The sequence below is a fragment of the Amycolatopsis sp. GA6-003 genome (assembly GCF_046267895.1).
In the GTDB taxonomy this organism is placed as follows: domain Bacteria; phylum Actinomycetota; class Actinomycetes; order Mycobacteriales; family Pseudonocardiaceae; genus Amycolatopsis.
The window spans coordinates 8,771,127-8,787,730 of record NZ_CP176499.1; the positions used below are offsets into that span (position 1 = coordinate 8,771,127).

General features: G+C 70.4%; 12 protein-coding genes and 1 riboswitch. Of the genes, 11 read left to right on the forward strand and 1 reads right to left on the reverse strand.

Going from position 1 to position 16,604, the window contains the following annotated elements:
- The first annotated feature begins 348 nt into the window (after window positions 1-348).
- Window positions 349-3,510 (forward strand): isoleucine--tRNA ligase, encoded by a 3,162-nt coding sequence (gene ileS / locus F9C12_RS39685; RefSeq protein ID WP_409463863.1) that lies wholly within the window; start codon window positions 349-351, stop codon window positions 3,508-3,510.
- A 102-nt stretch (window positions 3,511-3,612) separates the two neighbouring features.
- The gene (locus F9C12_RS39690) at window positions 3,613-4,995 is read left to right on the forward strand and encodes an amino acid permease (RefSeq protein WP_409463864.1); all 1,383 of its coding nucleotides are present in this window, start codon (window positions 3,613-3,615) and stop codon (window positions 4,993-4,995) included.
- On the opposite strand, the gene F9C12_RS39695 is transcribed toward F9C12_RS39690, so the two are convergent.
- The gene (locus F9C12_RS39695) at window positions 4,983-6,242 is read right to left on the reverse strand and encodes a helix-turn-helix domain-containing protein (protein ID WP_409463865.1); all 1,260 of its coding nucleotides are present in this window, start codon (window positions 6,240-6,242) and stop codon (window positions 4,983-4,985) included. The genes F9C12_RS39690 and F9C12_RS39695 overlap by 13 nt on opposite strands.
- Window positions 6,243-6,546: 304 nt before the next feature.
- Between F9C12_RS39695 and F9C12_RS39700 the strand changes: the two genes are divergently transcribed.
- The 9 genes from F9C12_RS39700 to F9C12_RS39740 all read left to right on the forward strand — a co-directional run bounded on the left by F9C12_RS39700 (window position 6,547) and on the right by F9C12_RS39740 (window position 16,147).
- Entirely contained in the window at window positions 6,547-7,017 is a 471-nt protein-coding gene (locus F9C12_RS39700; protein WP_409179443.1) for a glycine-rich domain-containing protein, read from the forward strand.
- A gap of 267 nt (window positions 7,018-7,284) precedes the next feature.
- Window positions 7,285-7,890: a phosphotransferase family protein gene (locus F9C12_RS39705; RefSeq protein WP_409463866.1), complete on the forward strand. Its 606-nt coding sequence runs from the start codon at window positions 7,285-7,287 to the stop codon at window positions 7,888-7,890.
- A 366-nt stretch (window positions 7,891-8,256) separates the two neighbouring features.
- The gene (locus tag F9C12_RS39710) at window positions 8,257-9,906 is read left to right on the forward strand and encodes a penicillin-binding transpeptidase domain-containing protein (protein ID WP_409463867.1); all 1,650 of its coding nucleotides are present in this window, start codon (window positions 8,257-8,259) and stop codon (window positions 9,904-9,906) included.
- 96 nt (window positions 9,907-10,002) lie between these two features.
- Complete coding sequence (locus F9C12_RS39715) at window positions 10,003-10,698, forward strand: ArsR/SmtB family transcription factor (RefSeq protein ID WP_409179446.1); 696 nt, start codon at window positions 10,003-10,005, stop codon at window positions 10,696-10,698.
- Window positions 10,699-10,797: 99 nt separating this feature from the next.
- Window positions 10,798-12,276, forward strand: a complete 1,479-nt coding sequence (locus F9C12_RS39720) for a potassium/proton antiporter (protein WP_409179447.1) — start codon at window positions 10,798-10,800, stop codon at window positions 12,274-12,276.
- A gap of 95 nt (window positions 12,277-12,371) precedes the next feature.
- Window positions 12,372-12,486, forward strand: a riboswitch (SAM riboswitch).
- A 40-nt stretch (window positions 12,487-12,526) separates the two neighbouring features.
- Complete coding sequence (locus tag F9C12_RS39725) at window positions 12,527-13,855, forward strand: aminotransferase class V-fold PLP-dependent enzyme (RefSeq protein WP_409463868.1); 1,329 nt, start codon at window positions 12,527-12,529, stop codon at window positions 13,853-13,855.
- A gap of 251 nt (window positions 13,856-14,106) precedes the next feature.
- A complete protein-coding gene (locus F9C12_RS39730; RefSeq protein WP_409179449.1) occupies window positions 14,107-14,352 on the forward strand; it encodes a hypothetical protein in 246 nt (81 codons plus the stop codon).
- Window positions 14,353-14,615: 263 nt separating this feature from the next.
- The gene (gene lspA / locus F9C12_RS39735) at window positions 14,616-15,224 is read left to right on the forward strand and encodes a signal peptidase II (RefSeq protein ID WP_409463869.1); all 609 of its coding nucleotides are present in this window, start codon (window positions 14,616-14,618) and stop codon (window positions 15,222-15,224) included.
- Window positions 15,221-16,147 (forward strand): RluA family pseudouridine synthase, encoded by a 927-nt coding sequence (locus tag F9C12_RS39740; RefSeq protein ID WP_409463870.1) that lies wholly within the window; start codon window positions 15,221-15,223, stop codon window positions 16,145-16,147. Before lspA ends, F9C12_RS39740 begins: the two co-directional genes overlap by 4 nt.
- Window positions 16,148-16,604: the final 457 nt, after the last annotated feature.

A 16,604-nucleotide genomic window follows, 5' to 3' on the forward strand; every position in this document is an offset into this window, starting at 1 on the left:
CCGGGCACCGGGTTTTTCCGCCCGGCGCCCGCGATCGTTACGCGGTTTACCGGCGTCCGCGCCCGGCCGGGCGAACACAGCCGGGGCAGGGCGAAAGCGAGTTGCGGCGAGGCGTTAACCTGGAGTCAGCAAGGCGTCGATCCGGCCATCACCGGGGAGCCTCCGGAAGAACCGGGCGCGAGCCCGCAGTAGAACCGGACGGGTGCGGCCCGTGACAGCCGTGCAACGAGTGGCCCGGGAGCAGCGCGCCGGGCAAGCGGGGTGGTACCGCGTGACGCGCGAGCGTCTCGTCCCCGTGTGGGCGGCCGCCGGTCGCCCGTACGAGCGACGAACGCAAGGAGCACCCGGATGTACCCCCAGGCTTCGCCGGGCGGAGAGACCACGGTCCCGTCCCAGCCGTCGTTCCCCGCGCTGGAGGAGAGCGTCCTCGCGTACTGGGAGAGCGACCGGACCTTCCAGGCGACCGTCGACGCGCGCCCCGCCGGCACGAACGGCGACAACGAGTACGTCTTCTACGACGGCCCGCCCTTCGCCAACGGCCTCCCGCACTACGGGCACCTGCTCACCGGGTACGTCAAGGACATCGTCCCGCGCTACCAGACGATGAAGGGCAAGCACGTCGAACGGCGGTTCGGCTGGGACACCCACGGCCTGCCCGCCGAACTCGAGGCGATGCGGCAGCTCGGGATCACCGAGACGACCGAGATCGAAGAGATGGGCATCGCGAAGTTCAACGAGGCTTCGCGGCAGTCCGTGCTGCGCTACACGGACGAATGGCGCGAGTACGTGACCCGCCAGGCCCGCTGGGTCGACTTCGACAACGACTACAAAACGCTCGACGTCACCTACATGGAATCGGTGCTCTGGGCGTTCAAACGGCTCTGGGACAAGGGACTCGTCTACGAGGGCTACCGCGTCCTGCCCTACTGCTGGCGCGACGCGACGCCGCTGTCCAACCACGAGCTGGGCATGGACGCCGACGTCTACCGCAACCGGCAGGACCCGGCCGTCACGGTCGGCTTCCGCCTGGAGGGCAACGACAACGAACTCGACGGCACGTACCTGCTGATCTGGACCACGACGCCGTGGACGCTGCCGTCCAACCTCGCCACCGCGGTGCATCCCGAGGTGCAGTACGTCGTGGTGGAAAGCGACGGCAAGCGGTACCTGCTCGCCGAGGAGCGCGTGGCCGCGTACGCCCGCGAGCTGGGCGAGGAACCGGCTGTCGTCGCGCGCTACACCGGCGAGCAGCTGCTCGGCTCCCGTTACGCGCCGCCGTTCCCGTACTTCGTGGGCGCCGAGAACGCGCACCGCGTCCTTTCCGCGGACTACGTCACCACCGAAGACGGCACCGGCATCGTGCACATCGCGCCCGCCTACGGCGCCGAGGACAAGGTGGTCACCGACGCGGCCGGGATCGCCCCGGTGACGCCGGTGGACGACCACGGCAAGTTCGACGCCACCGTGCCGGACTACGCCGGGCAGCAGGTGTTCGACGCGAACCCGAACATCGTCAAGGACCTCAAGAACGGCACCGGCGGCGCGGCGCGCCAGGGCGCGGTGCTGCTGCGGCACGAGACCTACGACCACTCGTACCCGCACTGCTGGCGCTGCCGGAACCCGCTGATCTACCGCGCGGTGTCGTCGTGGTTCGTCGCGGTGACGCAGTTCAAGGACCGGATGGTCGAGCTGAACCAGCAGATCACCTGGTACCCGGAGAACGTCAAGGACGGCCAGTTCGGCAAGTGGCTGGAGAACGCCATCGACTGGTCGATCTCCCGCAACCGCTACTTCGGCACGCCGATCCCGGTGTGGCGAAGCGACGACCCGGCCTACCCGCGCATCGACGTCTACGGCTCGCTGGACGAGCTGGAGGCCGACTTCGGCGTGCGGCTGGACAACCTGCACCGGCCCTACATCGACGAGCTGACCCGGCCGAACCCGGACGACCCGACCGGCAAGTCGACCATGCGCCGCGTGCCGGACGTGCTCGACGTGTGGTTCGACTCCGGGTCGATGCCGTATGCCCAGGTGCACTACCCGTTCGAGAACCGCGAATGGTTCGAGCACCACTACCCGAGCGACTTCATCGTCGAGTACATCGGGCAGACCCGCGGCTGGTTCTACCTGCTGCACGTGCTCGCCACCGCGCTGTTCGACCGGCCGGCGTTCCGCACCTGCGTGTCGCACGGCATCGTGCTCGGCTCCGACGGCCAGAAGATGTCGAAGTCGCTGCGGAACTACCCGGACGTCAACGAGGTGTTCGAGCGCGACGGGTCCGACGCCATGCGGTGGTACCTCATGGCGAGCCCGATCCTGCGCGGCGGCAACCTCGTGGTGACCGACCGGGGGATCCGCGACGCGGTGCGCCAGGCCGTGCTGCCGCTGTGGAACTCGTACTATTTCCTTGCCCTGTATGCGAATGCCGAGGGCAAGCAGGGGCAGTGGCGCACGGATTCCACGCACCTGCTCGACCGGTACGTGCTGGCGAAAACGCACGAGCTGGTGACCGACGTCGAGTCCGCGATGGACGGCTACGACATCGCGGGCGCGTGCCAGACCGTGCGGGACTTCCTCGAGGTGCTCACGAACTGGTACGTCCGCCGGTCGCGCGACCGGTTCTGGGCGGGCGAGCAGGACGCGATCGACACGCTGCACACGGTGCTGGAGGTGACCTGCCGGGTCGTCGCCCCGCTGCTGCCGCTCACCACCGAGACGGTGTGGCGCGGGCTGACCGGCGGCCGCTCGGTGCACCTGGCCGACTGGCCGAACGCGCTCGACCTGCCCGCCGACGCGGCGCTGGTGACCGCGATGGACAAGGTGCGGCAGGTGGCGTCGTCGGCGCTGGCGCTGCGCAAGGCGAACAAGCTGCGGGTGCGGCTGCCGCTGGCGAAGCTCGTGGTCGCGGCCGAGGACGTCGAACCGCTGCGCGGGTTCACCGAGATCCTGCGGGACGAGGTGAACGTGAAGGCGGTGGAGCTGACCGCCGACGTCGCCGCGCACGGCACGTTCGAGGTCGCGGTGAACGCGCGGGCGGCCGGGCCGCGGCTGGGCAAGGCCGTGCAGCAGGTGATCAAGGCGGTCAAGGCGGGCGACTGGACGACGAACGCCTCCGGCGCGGTCGTGGCCGCGGGCGTCGAGCTGGTCGAGGGCGAGTACGACCGGCGGCTGGTGGCCTCCGGCGGCGGCGCGGCGGCCGAACTGCCCGGCGGGGCCGGCCTGGTCGTGCTGGACACCGAGGTCACCGAGGACCTGGCGAACGAGGGCGTGGCGCGCGACCTGGTCCGCGTGGTCCAGCAGGCCCGCCGCGAGGCCGGTCTCGACGTCGGCGACCGGATCTCGCTGACCGTGGACGCCGCGGGCGAGGTGACCGGCGCGGTGCGCAAGCACGAGGAGTTCGTGGCGTCCGAAACGCTCGCGACGTCGGTGTCCTACGGCGAGGTGGCCGAGGGCTTCGACGGCACGGTCGGCGAAGGCGTGAAGGTGCGCGTGGCGGTCGCGAAGGCGTAAGTGCGGTTGGTCCGTGCGGGGAACCCGGAGGGATTCTGCTTGGGTTCCCCGCACGGACGCCTGCCTTCCGGCGCCTGGGGGAGCGTCTGCTAGGGATTCCCCATGACTTCAGAAGCCGCGGCCGCCGAGGGGCTGGCCGCCGGATTGCGCCAGCGGCACCTCGCCATGCTCGCGATGGGCGGCGTGATCGGTTCGGGACTGTTCGTCAGCTCCGGCGTCGGGATCAAGCTCGCCGGGCCCGGCATCGTGCTGTCCTTCGTGCTCGCGGGCACGCTCGCGATGCTGGTCATGCGCATGATGGCGGAAATGGCCGCCGCGATCCCGTCCAGCGGGTCGTTCTCGGTGCACGCCGAGCGCGCGTTCGGGTCGTGGGCCGGGTTCGCCATCGGCTGGCTGTACTGGGCCGCGCTGGTCGTGGTGCTCGCCGTCGAGGCCACCGCCGCCGCCATCATCGTCAACGGCTGGCTGCCCGGCATTCCGCAGTGGGCGCTGGTCCTGCTCTTCATGGCCGTGCTGACCGCGGTCAATTTCACGGCCGTGTCCCGCTTCGGCGAGCTGGAGTTCTGGCTGGCGCTGATCAAGGTGCTGGCCGTGGTGGCGTTCCTGGTCCTCGGCGTGCTCGCGTTCCTCGGCGTGCTCCCCGGGACGTCCTTCGCGGGCACGAGCAACCTCCTCGGCCACGGCGGGCTGCTGCCGCACGGATGGCAGGGCGTCGGCACCGGGCTGCTCGCGGTGGTCTTCACCTTCGGCGGCCTGGAAGTGGTGACCATCGCGGCCGCGGAGTCCGACGACCCCGCGCACGCCGTCGGCCGCGCGGTCCGCAACGCGGTCGTGCGGATTTCGGTGTTCTACATCGGTTCCATGCTGGTGATCGTCTCGCTGCTGCCGTGGCCGGACGTCCAAACAGGACAGAGCCCGTTCGTCGCGACCCTGGAGCGGATCGGAATCCCGGCGGCCGGGCAGATCATGAACGTGGTCGTGCTGTTCGCCCTGCTGTCCACCCTGAACACCAACATGTACGGCGCGGCCCGCATGGTGTACTCGCTGGGCCGCCGCGGCCACGCGCCCCGCGCACTGACCAAAGTGGACCGAAACGGCGTGCCGGTGTTCGCTGTCGCGGCTTCGGTGCTCTTCGGCTTCGTCGCCGTGGCCCTGAACGCACTCTGGCCGGACACCGTCTTCCAATACCTGCTCAACGCGGTCGGCTCAGTGCTGCTGATCGTGTGGATCCTGGTCGCCTGCACGCAGCTGCGCGTGCGCCGGCAGCTGGAACGCACCGCGCCGGAGAGCCTTACCGTGCGCATGTGGGGCTTCCCGTACCTGACCTGGCTCACGCTGGCCGCGATGGTCGCGATCCTGGCGGTGATGACCGGCGACCCCGAGGCCCGGGTCCAGCTGATCAGCTCGGGTGTCCTGGTCGCGGTGCTGGTCGTGGCCGGGATCTGCTGGCAGCGCGCGCGGCGGAAGACCGATCAGGCTGTATAACGACCTATACGGCGCGGGGTTGAAACCTGCTGTTTCGTCGGTCGATTTCCCCAGGCGGAGGTCGCCCCGGCTGAGAGACGAGATGATCTCCGCTCGGGGAGCTGGCCGACAGCGCGGGCCTGGTGCTTACGCGTCCGCGCCGACCAGCCGGGAGATCTGTTCGACGCGGGTGGCCAGCCGGGCCGAGTTGACTCCGTCGCCGGACTCGCGGGCAGCGCGTAGTGCGGAGCGGGCCGCGTCGAGGTCCCCAGAGCGCGCGTATGCCTCGGCGATCCAGGTCCGGTACAGGGCGACTTCCCGGGCGTGTTCCGGTGCGTAGCGTCGACGGCGTGGGTGATGAGAGGTTCCGCGCGTGCCGGTTCGCCTAGTTCGATGAGGCAGCGTCCGGCCATCACGTCGATTTCGTTCCGGTCCAGCCAGTACACCCATTCCGGTTCTTCCGTGCCGGTGCTGCGGGCGGCGTAGGCGTCGTCTACGGAGTCGAGGGCGCGGCGGGTGCTGTCGGTGTCGCGGGACCGGGCGGATGCCCACGCGATTCGTTCGAGCAGCAGTGCGCGGACTGTGGGGGTGGCGTCGCGGGCCCCGGCGACGGCGGACCGGGCGAGCAGGGCGGCGTCGGCCGGGTCGCCGACGTTCGCCACCTGGTAGCTGAGGCTGGAGAGGAGTTGCCCGGCGAGTGCCCGGTCGCCGGCGTCGCGGGCGGCGGACACGCCGGACAGGTACACGTGCTGTGCTTCTGCGTACTGTCCGGCGTCGCTGGCGACCCATCCGGCGAGCTGCGCGAGTTCGCCGACTGCGGTGAGCAGGCGGCGGCCGGTGTCCTCGTCGTAGCTGGCCTCGTTCACTACCCGTTCGGCGTCGGCGAGTTCGCGGCGCACGAGCGGGATGAGGTCGCCCCCGCCGATCACGTCGTCGAGGTGGCGCAGCTCGACGACGCGTTCCTCTAGTTCGGTGGCGAGGCTGGGGCCGACGCGTCGCCCGGCGGCCGTGTGCCGGGCTGCGGGAGTCTCGGACACCAGCCATTCGTGCGCGATGCGCAATGGGTCGTCCGGGGCCCCGTACAGGGCCGTCACGGGAACGCACAGGACGCGGGAGTAGGCGACTACGTGTTCCGGGCTGATCGTGCGTTTTCCGGTTTCGAGCAACCCGAGCAGCGGCTTGCTGAAGTGGGTGCGGGCGGCTAAAGCCGCGAGGCTCATCCCCGCGTCGGTGCGTGCGCGCCGGAGCCGTGCTGCGAGGTCGTCCATCCGTCACCCCCTGTGCTCGCCATTGACTGTAGACGACGGTAGACGGCAAACGTCTGTTCATCGGTCCGGCTGGTCCCGAAGGTAGAGGGCATGGGCTGGTACGGACGCGAGGGACAGGCGATGACCGCGCGAATCATGCTGGGGAGACCTTCCGCGCACGGTCCGCGAATCGGCTCCGCACCGGCCGGGTTCCATGCGCGGCAACGAAAAAGACCGCTGGACTGTAGTGGTCCCGGCGGCGGTCGCCGGGTTTTCGTTGGCACGCAAGGCAACGGATACAACCAGATCGGAAGGATGTTCGCATATGACTGTTGCGGTAGGGGACTTGACCGGGCAGGGGCTCATCCCGGAGGAATTGTTCCGCAGGCTCCGGGCCCGCATCTCGACAGAGAACGTCGTTTCTCTGGAGTACGCGGGACGAATCATGGACCAGGCGCTTGCGTTCCTCGCGGCGTGCGCCCGGACCAGCCGCCCTCTGGCGCCGAGCGAAACCGTCGATATCGGATGGCACACGTTCATTCTGTACACGCACGAATACGCGGAATTCTGCGACCGGGTTTCCGGAAGCTTCATCCACCACGTCCCGAATGACAGAGACGAAATCGGGGACGTTCCGCTCGTCGACATGATGCGCCGGACCACCGGCGCCATCCGGGCGGCGGGGTTCGCGGTGGACGAGCCCCTGTGGTTCACTGGCGCGGCGAAGTGCGCCAAGTGTTCCCAGTGCAAGAACGGGTGCACCGACGACCCGCCGCCGTCTTCCGCGCGGAGCTAGACCGAAGAGGCAGACATGGTCAGCCAGGATTGGGCGAACCTTCCCGCTGCCGTCCGGCGAGCGATCGAAGAACGGACGGGTCCCGTGGCCGCGACGGTTTCCCCGGACAACGGCCGGAACTCCGATTTCCTGGCAACGCTCCAGGCCGCGCACGGCCCTTGCTTCGTCAAGGGCGTCCTGGCTGGCACACGGCGAGCGCGGGCGCAGCAGACGGAAGCACGGGTCGGGGCCCGGCCGAATTCTGCTGCGCCGCGCCTCCTCTGGGAAGTGACCGCCGAGGGGTGGCACGTGCTCGGGTTCGAGGCCGTCACCGGGCATCACCCCAGCCTCGCGCCGGGATCGCCGGACCTCCCGATGGTCGCCGAGACCGTAGCTGCGATGACACGGGAGCTGACCCCGTCCCCCGTCGAACTGGAGCAGTCCATGGACCAATGGGCGTGGTCCGCCCCCTGGCGTCGACTGTCCGAATCGGACCGCGAACTTGACGGCTGGGACAAGGCCCACCTGCCTGAACTGCTGGACTGGGAGCGGCGCGGGATCGAGGCCGTTGACGGAAGCAGCCTCGTGCACAGTGACCTGCACCCGCTCAACATTCTCGTCTCCGACCGCGCGCGGGTTGTCGACTGGGCGTGGTCGAGCGTCGGCGCGCCATGGCTTGACCCGGCGGCGTTGGTGCTGCGGCTCGTCGCCGACGGCCACACCCCGCAACAGGCCGAAGAATGGGCGAACGCGATCCCGGCGTACCGAGACGCCCCCGCCGAAGCAGTGACCGCGTTCGCGGTGCTGGTCTTCGGAATGTGGGCCTACCGCGGCGCGTTCCCCGGGCTCACCGACGTTGCCCGGCAGTACGTCCGGTACCGACTGGCGACTTGATCCGGAAGGCCAGGAGGCAGCGAAAAGGGTGCGTCTGCCGTCCGGATCCCGGCGGTGACCAGCAGGTTTACCCTGCGAACGAGCAGCCGGGATTCCGAAACAGCCGACGACGCGTCCCGGGCGAGGCCATCTCGCGGAGCAGAAGGCCCACCGTGGACAGCAGGAGCACCGCGCCACCGCTCGCCGGTGATCGGGGTCCTTCAGGCGGGCTTTGAGCGCGGCACGTCCCCGACTGGTCCCAAACTGCCCTCCGGCCCGCGGATCGTTGACCCGCGGACCGGCGGCGGACGTATAACGACCTATACTGCACCGCGTTGATCACGAATCCGTCCCATTCCCCGAGGTAACGCCCGGTTCCCTCCAGCGATGAGCAAGCTGGGCCAGGGACGCGGGCGGACCGCGTGGGGCGAGGGGGAGGCGACGGTGAGTCCTGCCGGGAAGAAGGGCGTGCTGATCGGGGGCGCGCTGGCCGTGGTCGCGATCGTGGTGGCGGCGGTCGTGCTGCTCAACGGAGGGGGATCGACGGCGGCCTCGCCAGGAACGGAGACGGTCGCGGAGCCCGGCGACCCGACGTCAGCGGCGCGCACCTACCTGCTCGCCTTCGCCGGGAAAGACCCCGACGCCGCCAGCAAGGCCACCGACGCCCCGACGGACGCCTCTTCCGCGCTGCAGGACGCGTGGGCGACGCTCCGGCCCAAGGAGCTGACCGCCAAGCTCGGCGACGTCGGCGCGGCACAGGGCGACAAGGCCACGGCGGCCTACACGATCACCTGGAACCTCGGTCCGAACCGCAGCTGGACGTACACCGGCAGCCTCGGCCTCGTCCAGGCGCAGGGCAAGTGGCGGGTCCACTGGGCGCCGACCGTGCTGCACCCCAAGCTGGAAGCGGGCCAGCGGCTGGCGATCGCGTCCTCGGACCTTCCGGCGGTGGTCGACCGCGACGGCAAACCGGTCGTCGTCTCCGGCAGCGGCGGGCTGAAACTGGCTGACGACGAGGTGTTCCCGCTGCTCCGTTCGGCGCTCACCGGGCACGGCCAAGCGTCGCAAGCGTTCGCGGTCGAGCGCGTGGACGCCACGGGCAAGAGCCTGGAGACGCTGTTCGGCAACCCCGAGGGCGACCACAAACCGGCCGTCACCGGGCTCAGCGTCGCGACCCAGAACGCCGCTCAGGCAGCGGTCGACGGATACCGCGGCAAGGCAGTCCTCGTCGCGGTCCAGCCGTCTTCCGGCGATCTGCTCGCGGTGGCGCAGAACGCCAGCGTCACCAACGCGGCGTCGGCGTTCAGCGGCCAGTACGCGCCGGGGTCGACGTTCAAGATCGTCACCGCCACCGCGGCGCTGGAAGCCGGGCTCGTCACGCCGGATTCCTCGGTGCCGTGCCCGCTGACCGACCGGATCGGCACCCGCACGCTCTCCAACGAGGGTTTCGACCTCGGCACGACGACCGTGCACAAGGCGTTCGCGAAGTCGTGCAACACGACGTTCGGCCGGCTCGCGTCGCAGCTGCCCGCCGATGGGCTCGCGAAGGCGGCCACCCAGTTCGGCCTCAACGCCGATTTCGCGATCGAGGGCCTGTCCACCGAGCTGGGCCGCGTCGACCCGGCGGCGAACGCGGACGAGCAGGTCGAGGACGGCATCGGACAGGGAAAGGTGCAGGTCAGCCCGATGGGAGCGGCGGTGCTGGCGGCGACCGCGGCGTCCGGGCGCGCGGTCGTGCCGCGGCTGTGGGAGGGCGGGACCAAGGTCAACACCGGCTACCAGCCGCCGTCCGGATCGGTGCTGTCGGCTCTGCGCGGGATGATGCGCGAGGTCGTCACCGGCGGCACGGCGACCGGCCTCTCGCACTCCGGTCCGGTGTTCGGCAAGACCGGCACCGCGCAGTTCGGCGACGGCGCGGAGGCGCACGGCTGGTTCGTCGGCTACCGCGGCGACCTGGCGTTCGCGGTGTTCCTGGAGGGGGCCAACGACTCCAAACCGGCGGTCTCGCTGGGCGCGAAGTTCCTCGACGCGCTGTAGCGGCTCGTGAGTGTTCATCCCGGTTCTAACCGGGATGAACACTCACGAGGCGACTTTTCGGCCGCCGCCGAACCTTGCCCGCTCTACCCTCGCCGTATGGAAACAGTCGGACTGGCCGAAGTCGCCGCAGTGCTCGCCGATCCGAGCCGCGCGACCATGTGCCTCGCCCTGCTCGACGGCCGCGCCTGGACCGTCGGCGAACTGGCCGCCGCCGCGCGGATCGCGGTCTCGACGGCCAGCGAGCACGTGACGCGGCTGGCCGAGGCCGGGTTCGTCGCGCGGGTGAAGCAGGGGCGGCACGCGTACGTGCGGCTGGCGAATCCGCGGGTCGCGGAGTTGATCGAGCATCTGGCGCAGCATGCCGAACTGAAACGGCCGTCCGGGCTGCGGACTTCGTTGCGGGTGCAGCGGTTGTCCTTCGCGCGCAGTTGTTACGACCATCTGGCCGGGACGCTCGGGGTCGCCTTGCGGGACGGGATGGTCGAACGGGGCCTGATCGACGTGTCGGACGGGCTCGCGCTCACCGACGCCGGACGAGACGTGCTGGCCGATCTCGGCGTCGCGGTGCCGGATCGGCCGCGGCGGCCGTTGCTGCGCGACTGTCTGGATTGGACAGAGCGGCGGGAGCACCTGGCCGGCGCGGTTCCGGCGGCGGTGCTGGAGCGGGCCGTCGAGGCGGGATGGCTGACGCGGGACCAGCAGCGCGCGATCCGGGTCCTGCCGAGCGCGAAGGGGCCGTTCGCCGCGCTCGGTGTCGATCTCGCGACGGTGAGTGCCGCCGAGGCGTCGTAACACACCTGCGCCGTCCCCCGCACCGGTGGTGCGCGCTCGGGAACCGGACCCTGCCTCACTATTCTGGACGCCTGCGGGCGACCGGGAGGGAGGGCCAGAGTGGACGAGCTTCCCGTGCTGCTGGGCGTCGGAGCGCTGGTTCTGGTCGTCTCGGTCGTCGCGGTGCGGGTGTCCATCCGGCTCGGCTTCCCGTCGCTGCTGCTGTATCTCGGGATCGGCGTCGTGCTCGGCGAGGCCGGGTTCGGCATCCGCTTCGACAATCCCGCGCTCACCCAGTCCCTCGGGCTCGCCGCGCTCGTGCTGATCCTCACCGAAGGCGGGCTCACCACGCGCTGGTCGGCGGTGAAACCCTCGCTGGGGCCCGGAATCCTGCTGTCCACAGTGGCCGTGGTGATCAGCATCGCGGTCACCGGCGCGGCATTGCACTGGCTGCTCGGCCTCGACTGGCGGCTCGCTCTGCTGTGGGGCGCGGTCCTCGCGTCCACCGACGCGGCGGCGGTGTTCTCCGTGCTGCGCACGGCCGGGGTGGGCAAACGGCTCGTCGGCGCGCTGGAGCTGGAATCCGGCGTCAACGACGCGCCCGCCTACATCGCGGTCGTCGTGCTCGCGTCCGGCGAGGCCGTCGACTGGTCGCTGCCGCTGCTGGTGGTCTACGAACTGCTCGCCGGCCTCGCGCTCGGCCTCGCGTTCGGCTGGCTGGGCGCGCAGGCGCTGCGCCGGGCCGCGCTTCCGGCGACCGGCCTGTACCCGCTCGCCACGGTCGCGGTGTGCGTGCTCGCGTACTCCTCGGGACAGCTGGCGCACGCGTCCGGCCTGCTCGCCACCTACGTCGCGGGCCTGGTGCTGGGCAATTCCAAGCTGCCGCACCGGTCGGACACCCTGTCGTTCGCCGAAGGGCTCGGCTGGCTGGCGCAGATCGGGCTGTTCGTGCTGCTCGGTCTCTTCGCGTCGCCGACCCGGCTGCTCGAAACGCTCATCCCGGGCCTGGTCGCGGGCGCGGTGGTGCTGCTGCTCGCGCGGCCGCTGTCGGTGATCCTGTCGCTGCTGCCGTTCCGGTTGCCGTGGCGGGAGCAGACGTTCCTGTCGTGGGCGGGGTTGCGCGGTGCGGTGCCGATCGTGCTCGCGATGATCCCGCTGTCCGAAGGCGTGCCGGGCGCGCAACGGCTCGTGGACGCGGTTTTCGTGCTCGTCATCGTGCTCACCCTGCTGCAGGGCGCGACGCTCAGCCCGCTCGCGCGGATCCTCGGGCTGACGAAGGCGACGCAGGCGCACGAGATCGAGGTCGACGCCGCGCCGCTCGACGAACTCGGCGCGGAACTGCTGCAGGTGCGCATCCAGAAGGGGTCGAAGCTGCACGGCGTGTACCTGTCGGAGCTGCGGCTGCCCGCCGGGGCGACGGTCAGCCTCGTGGTGCGCGGCGGGACGGGCTTCACCCCGCAGAAAACGAGCCGTTTGCAGGTCGAGGATCAGCTTCTCGTGGTCACGACCGCCGCCGACCGCGACGCGACCGAACGGCGCATCCGGGCCGTCGACCGGGCCGGCCGCCTCGCCCGCTGGCACGGGGAATCCGGGGCCTGACCCTTCTGTCCTTTGTAGACTGTCGGGTGACCGCCGTCTCAGATCACGAGACGGGGCTGGCTTTCTTCGCGGGTTTTCCGCTATCTTCGGTTCCAGGTCATGAGTGCCAGCGCGAAGCCCCGGCTTGCTGGCCGGCAACCCTCCTACCGCGGTGGGGTGCCCCGGGTGAGGACCAGGCCGGTCGCGCAGTGCGGCGGGCAAGCGCGGGCCCCTCGCCGGGGGTCCCCCGGAACGCCGAGGAGGCACCGTCATGACTCTCGCACTCGACCGGTCCACGGAAACTGTTTCTGCTGTTCCCGCTGTCGCTGGTGCCGCGTTGCGGGTCCCGCTGGTCACCGGCGGCGACATCGGCTACGCCAACCTCGACCACGCGGCCAGCGCGCCCTGCCTGGACGCGGTGCGCACGGCGGTCGACGAGTTCCTTCCCTGGTACGCCAGCGTGCATCGCGGCGCGGGCTTCGCTTCGCAGGTCTCCACCCGGCTGTACGAGCGGACCCGCGACGTGCTGCGCCGGTTCGTGGACGCCCGCAGCGGCGATTCGGTGATCTTCACCCGCAACACCACGGACGCGTTCAACCTGCTGGCGAAAGCGTTGCCGCGCAAGACTTCCGTGGTGGTGTTCGACAGCGAACACCACGCGGCCCTGCTGCCGTGGCGGGGCCCGAACGTCCGGCGCGTGCGGCTGCCGCGCACCCGGCTCGCCGCGGTGTCCGTTGTGGACGAAGCGCTGGCGGAATGTCCGCAGGGGCCGCGATTGGTGGTGGTCGCCGGGGCGTCCAACGTGACCGGCGAGCTGCTGCCGGTCGCGGAAATCGCCGCGGTGGCCCGGAAACACGGTGCTCGGGTCGCGCTCGACGCCGCGCAGCTCGCTCCGCATCGGAGGATTTCGGTGCGGGAGCTGGATGTCGACTATGTCGCGCTGTCCGGGCACAAGCTGTACGCGCCGTTCGGGGCGGGCGCGCTGATCGGCCGCAGCGACTGGCTGCGGGCGGCCGAGCCGTACCTGGCCGGCGGCGGTGCGACGAAACTGGTGACCGAGGAAGCCGTGGTGTGGAACACCGGCGAGGAACGGCACGAGGCCGGTTCGCCGAATACCGTTGGCGTGTATGCGCTCGGCGTGGCCTGCGAGCAGCTGGCGGCGCATTGGGATGCCGTTGGTGCGCACGAGGCCGCGCTGCTGGAGCGGTTGCGCAAGGGTCTCGAGAGCTTGCCCGGGTTTGCCGAGCTGCGCTTCTTCGACGCACCGGTGGACCGGGTCGGCACGGTCAGTTTCGTGGTCGACGGATTCGAGCCCGGCTGGCTGGCGGCGGTTCTGTCGGCTGAGTACGGAATCGGCGTGCGGGACGGGGCATTCTGCGCGCATGTGGCCGCCCGGCGGTTGATCCGTGAAGCCGGAAGCGAGGGCCAGCAGGCCGTCCGAGTGAGCTTGGGGCTGGGGAGCACCGAGGAACACGTGGACCGGCTGGTGCTGGCGCTGCGACAGATCGTGGCCCGGGGCGCCCGGTGGGAGTACGCGAAGGTGGACGGCCGGTGGGCGCCGGTGGGGGACACGCGGGAGCTGCCCGGTTTCTGTTCCTGATCGAAGGCGGACCCGGACATCTTGGGTCCTCGGTTGCTGCTGATCGGCAGCAAAGTGCCGACCAGCTTCGGAAAAATCATCGACTTGCCCGCAGTCGACGGAGACGGCGCACTGCACGTCTTGGAGGTTGGGCAGCAATCCGCCCGAAGAACTGAACAGGGACCACCGCTTGTCCGTAGTCGCCGCCGAGGCGGACTCCGCGACCGAGCGCATCGTCACCTACCTCAACACCAGCTACGGGGTGCCGATCAATGTCGTCTTCTTCCGTTATTACCGCGACGGCGGACACGAGTACCTCGCTCGCACCTGGCTGGTCGACGAACGACACCGCCGAGTACGTCGTCCCCGTCGAATGGGTGGCCGTCCGCGACCGGACCGAAGGCTTTTGGCAGAGCGGCATGTTCGCCAATCAGCACAGCGCTTGCCGTCTCAGCAACAAATTCACCATCGACCGGTTGACTGATCATTTCAAACTCGACGACGGGGAACGCGGTTGATGGCGTCGCCGCCGCGGGGGAGGCAGTCGGCTAGGGCGGCCTGCTGACCGTCGTGGATTTCTCGCGGTTCGGTGCGGGACAGGCCCGCCAGTGGGCCGCCCACAGCGGGAGACAGTCGGCGGGGTCCACGCCGCGGCGGCGCGGGTGGGGATCTCGGCGGGCACGACGGCGAAACAGGCGGAACCAGCGGGCGCCGGGCGACCGGATTCCGGCCGGGGACTGCCGCTGTGACCTGCTCGGGCGCGGTTGTGGACAATGGAGGGGTGAGCACCGATCCTTCGCCGTCCGAATCCGAGGTCGAGCCGTCTGCGGAACCGCCTGAGCAGGGGGCTGCCGAGGAAACCTCGCCGCTGCCCAAGCGGCGGGTCTGGGTGGTGTTCGCGGTCGCGGCGCTGCTGTGGGCGATCGACCTGATCACGAAGAACCTCGTCGTCGCCAACCTCGAGGGCAAGGAGCCCAAGCCGATCCTCGGCGGGCTGATCTACCTGCAGGTCACCCGCAATCCGGGCGCCGCGTTCTCGATGGCGACCGGCATGACCTGGGTGCTCGCGCTCGTCGCGATCGGCGTCGTGATCGCGATCGTGTGGATCTCGCGCCGGCTGCGCTCGGTCGGCTGGGCGATCGGCCTCGGGCTCGTGCTCGCCGGCGCGCTCGGCAACCTGACCGACCGGTTCTTCCGCGAGCCCGGACCGCTGCGCGGGCACGTCGTCGACTTCATCTCCGCGTTCGTGCCCAACGGGCAGGGCTTCGCGATCTTCAACATCGCCGACTCCGCGATCTGCGTCGGCGGCGCGCTGATCGTGCTGCTGTCCCTGCTCGGCAAGGACTACGACGGCACCTCCACCCGCGGCAAGAAGAAGGACTCCGAGTGAGCGCGCGCATGCTGCCCGTCCCGGACGGGCTCGACGGGATGCGCGTCGACGCCGGGCTCGCCAAACTGCTCGGCCTGTCCCGCACCGCGGTCGCGGACCTCGCCGCGGCGGGCGACGTGCTCCTCGACGGCCGTCCGGCGGGCAAATCGGACCGGCTGGCCGCGGGCGGGCTGCTCGAGGTGACGCTGCCGGAACCCGGACGGGCGGCGGAAATCGTCGCGGAGCCCGTCGAAGGCATGAAGATCCTGCACGATGACGACGACATCGTGGTGATTTCGAAACCGGTCGGCGTCGCCGTGCACCCCAGCCCGGGCTGGACCGGCCCGACGGTCGTCGGCGGCCTCGCGGCGGCCGGGCTGCGCATCTCGACGTCCGGAGCGGCCGAACGGCAGGGCGTCGTGCACCGGCTCGACGCGGGCACCACCGGGGTGATGGTGGTGGCCAAGAGCGAGCACGCGTACACCGTGCTGAAGCGGGCGTTCAAGGAGCGGACCGTCGACAAGGGCTACCACGCCGTCGTCCAGGGCCACCCCGACCCGACGCGCGGCACCATCGACGCCCCGATCGACCGCCATCCGCGGCACGACTACAAGTTCGCGGTCGTCGCGGGCGGACGGCCGAGCGTCACGCACTACGAGGTGGTCGAGGCGTTCCGGGCGGCTTCGCTGGCGCATGTGAAGCTCGAAACCGGGCGCACGCACCAGATCCGCGTGCACTTCTCCGCGCTGCGCCACCCGTGCGCGGGCGACCTGACCTACGGCGCGGACCCGGTGCTGGCCCGGAAACTCGGCCTGACGCGGCAGTGGCTGCACGCGCGAACCCTCGGCTTCGCGCATCCGGCGGACGGCCGGTGGGTGGAGTTCGAGGCGGAGTATCCGGACGATTTGGCTAGTGCGCTGGAGATCTTGCGGGACGGGAACTAGTCCTGCGGCTTCGCTGACGTGGCATGCGCGGGGTTTGCCCGTCTGGCGGATGGCCGCTGGGCGGGGTAGCCGGACGGTGTGGCCGGTGCGCTGGGGATCTTGCGGGGCGGGAGCTAGTCCGGTGGCTGCGTGGTTTGCTGGCGCGGCATGCGCGGGGCTTGCCCAGCTCGCGGATGGCCGCTGGGCGGAGTGTCCGGACGGTGTGGCCGGTGCGCTGGAGACCTTGCGGCACGGGAACTAGCCCGGTGGCTGCGTGGTTTTGCTGACGCGGGATGCGCGGGGTTTGCCCGTCTGGCGGATGGCCGCTGGGCGGGGTAGCCGGACGGTGTGGCCGGTGCGCTGGAGACCTTGCGGCACGGGAACTAGCCCGGTGGCTGCGTGGTTTGCTGGCGAGGCATGCGCGGGGTTTGCCCGTCTCGCGGATGGCCGCTGGGCGGAGTGTCCGGACGATGTGGCC

What these genes read in the sequence shown, in the direction of transcription:
- F9C12_RS39690 (WP_409463864.1), top strand. Translation starts at nt 3,613, where the DNA reads ATGACTTCAGAAGCCGCGGCCGCCGAGGGGCTGGCCGCCGGATTGCGC.
- F9C12_RS39695 (WP_409463865.1), bottom strand. Translation starts at nt 6,242, where the DNA reads ATGGACGACCTCGCAGCACGGCTCCGGCGCGCACGCACCGACGCGGGG.
- F9C12_RS39700 (WP_409179443.1), top strand. Translation starts at nt 6,547, where the DNA reads ATGACTGTTGCGGTAGGGGACTTGACCGGGCAGGGGCTCATCCCGGAG.
- F9C12_RS39725 (WP_409463868.1), top strand. Translation starts at nt 12,527, where the DNA reads ATGACTCTCGCACTCGACCGGTCCACGGAAACTGTTTCTGCTGTTCCC.
- F9C12_RS39715 (WP_409179446.1), top strand. Translation starts at nt 10,003, where the DNA reads ATGGAAACAGTCGGACTGGCCGAAGTCGCCGCAGTGCTCGCCGATCCG.
- ileS (WP_409463863.1), top strand. Translation starts at nt 349, where the DNA reads ATGTACCCCCAGGCTTCGCCGGGCGGAGAGACCACGGTCCCGTCCCAG.
- F9C12_RS39710 (WP_409463867.1), top strand. Translation starts at nt 8,257, where the DNA reads ATGAGCAAGCTGGGCCAGGGACGCGGGCGGACCGCGTGGGGCGAGGGG.
- F9C12_RS39730 (WP_409179449.1), top strand. Translation starts at nt 14,107, where the DNA reads ATGTCGTCTTCTTCCGTTATTACCGCGACGGCGGACACGAGTACCTCG.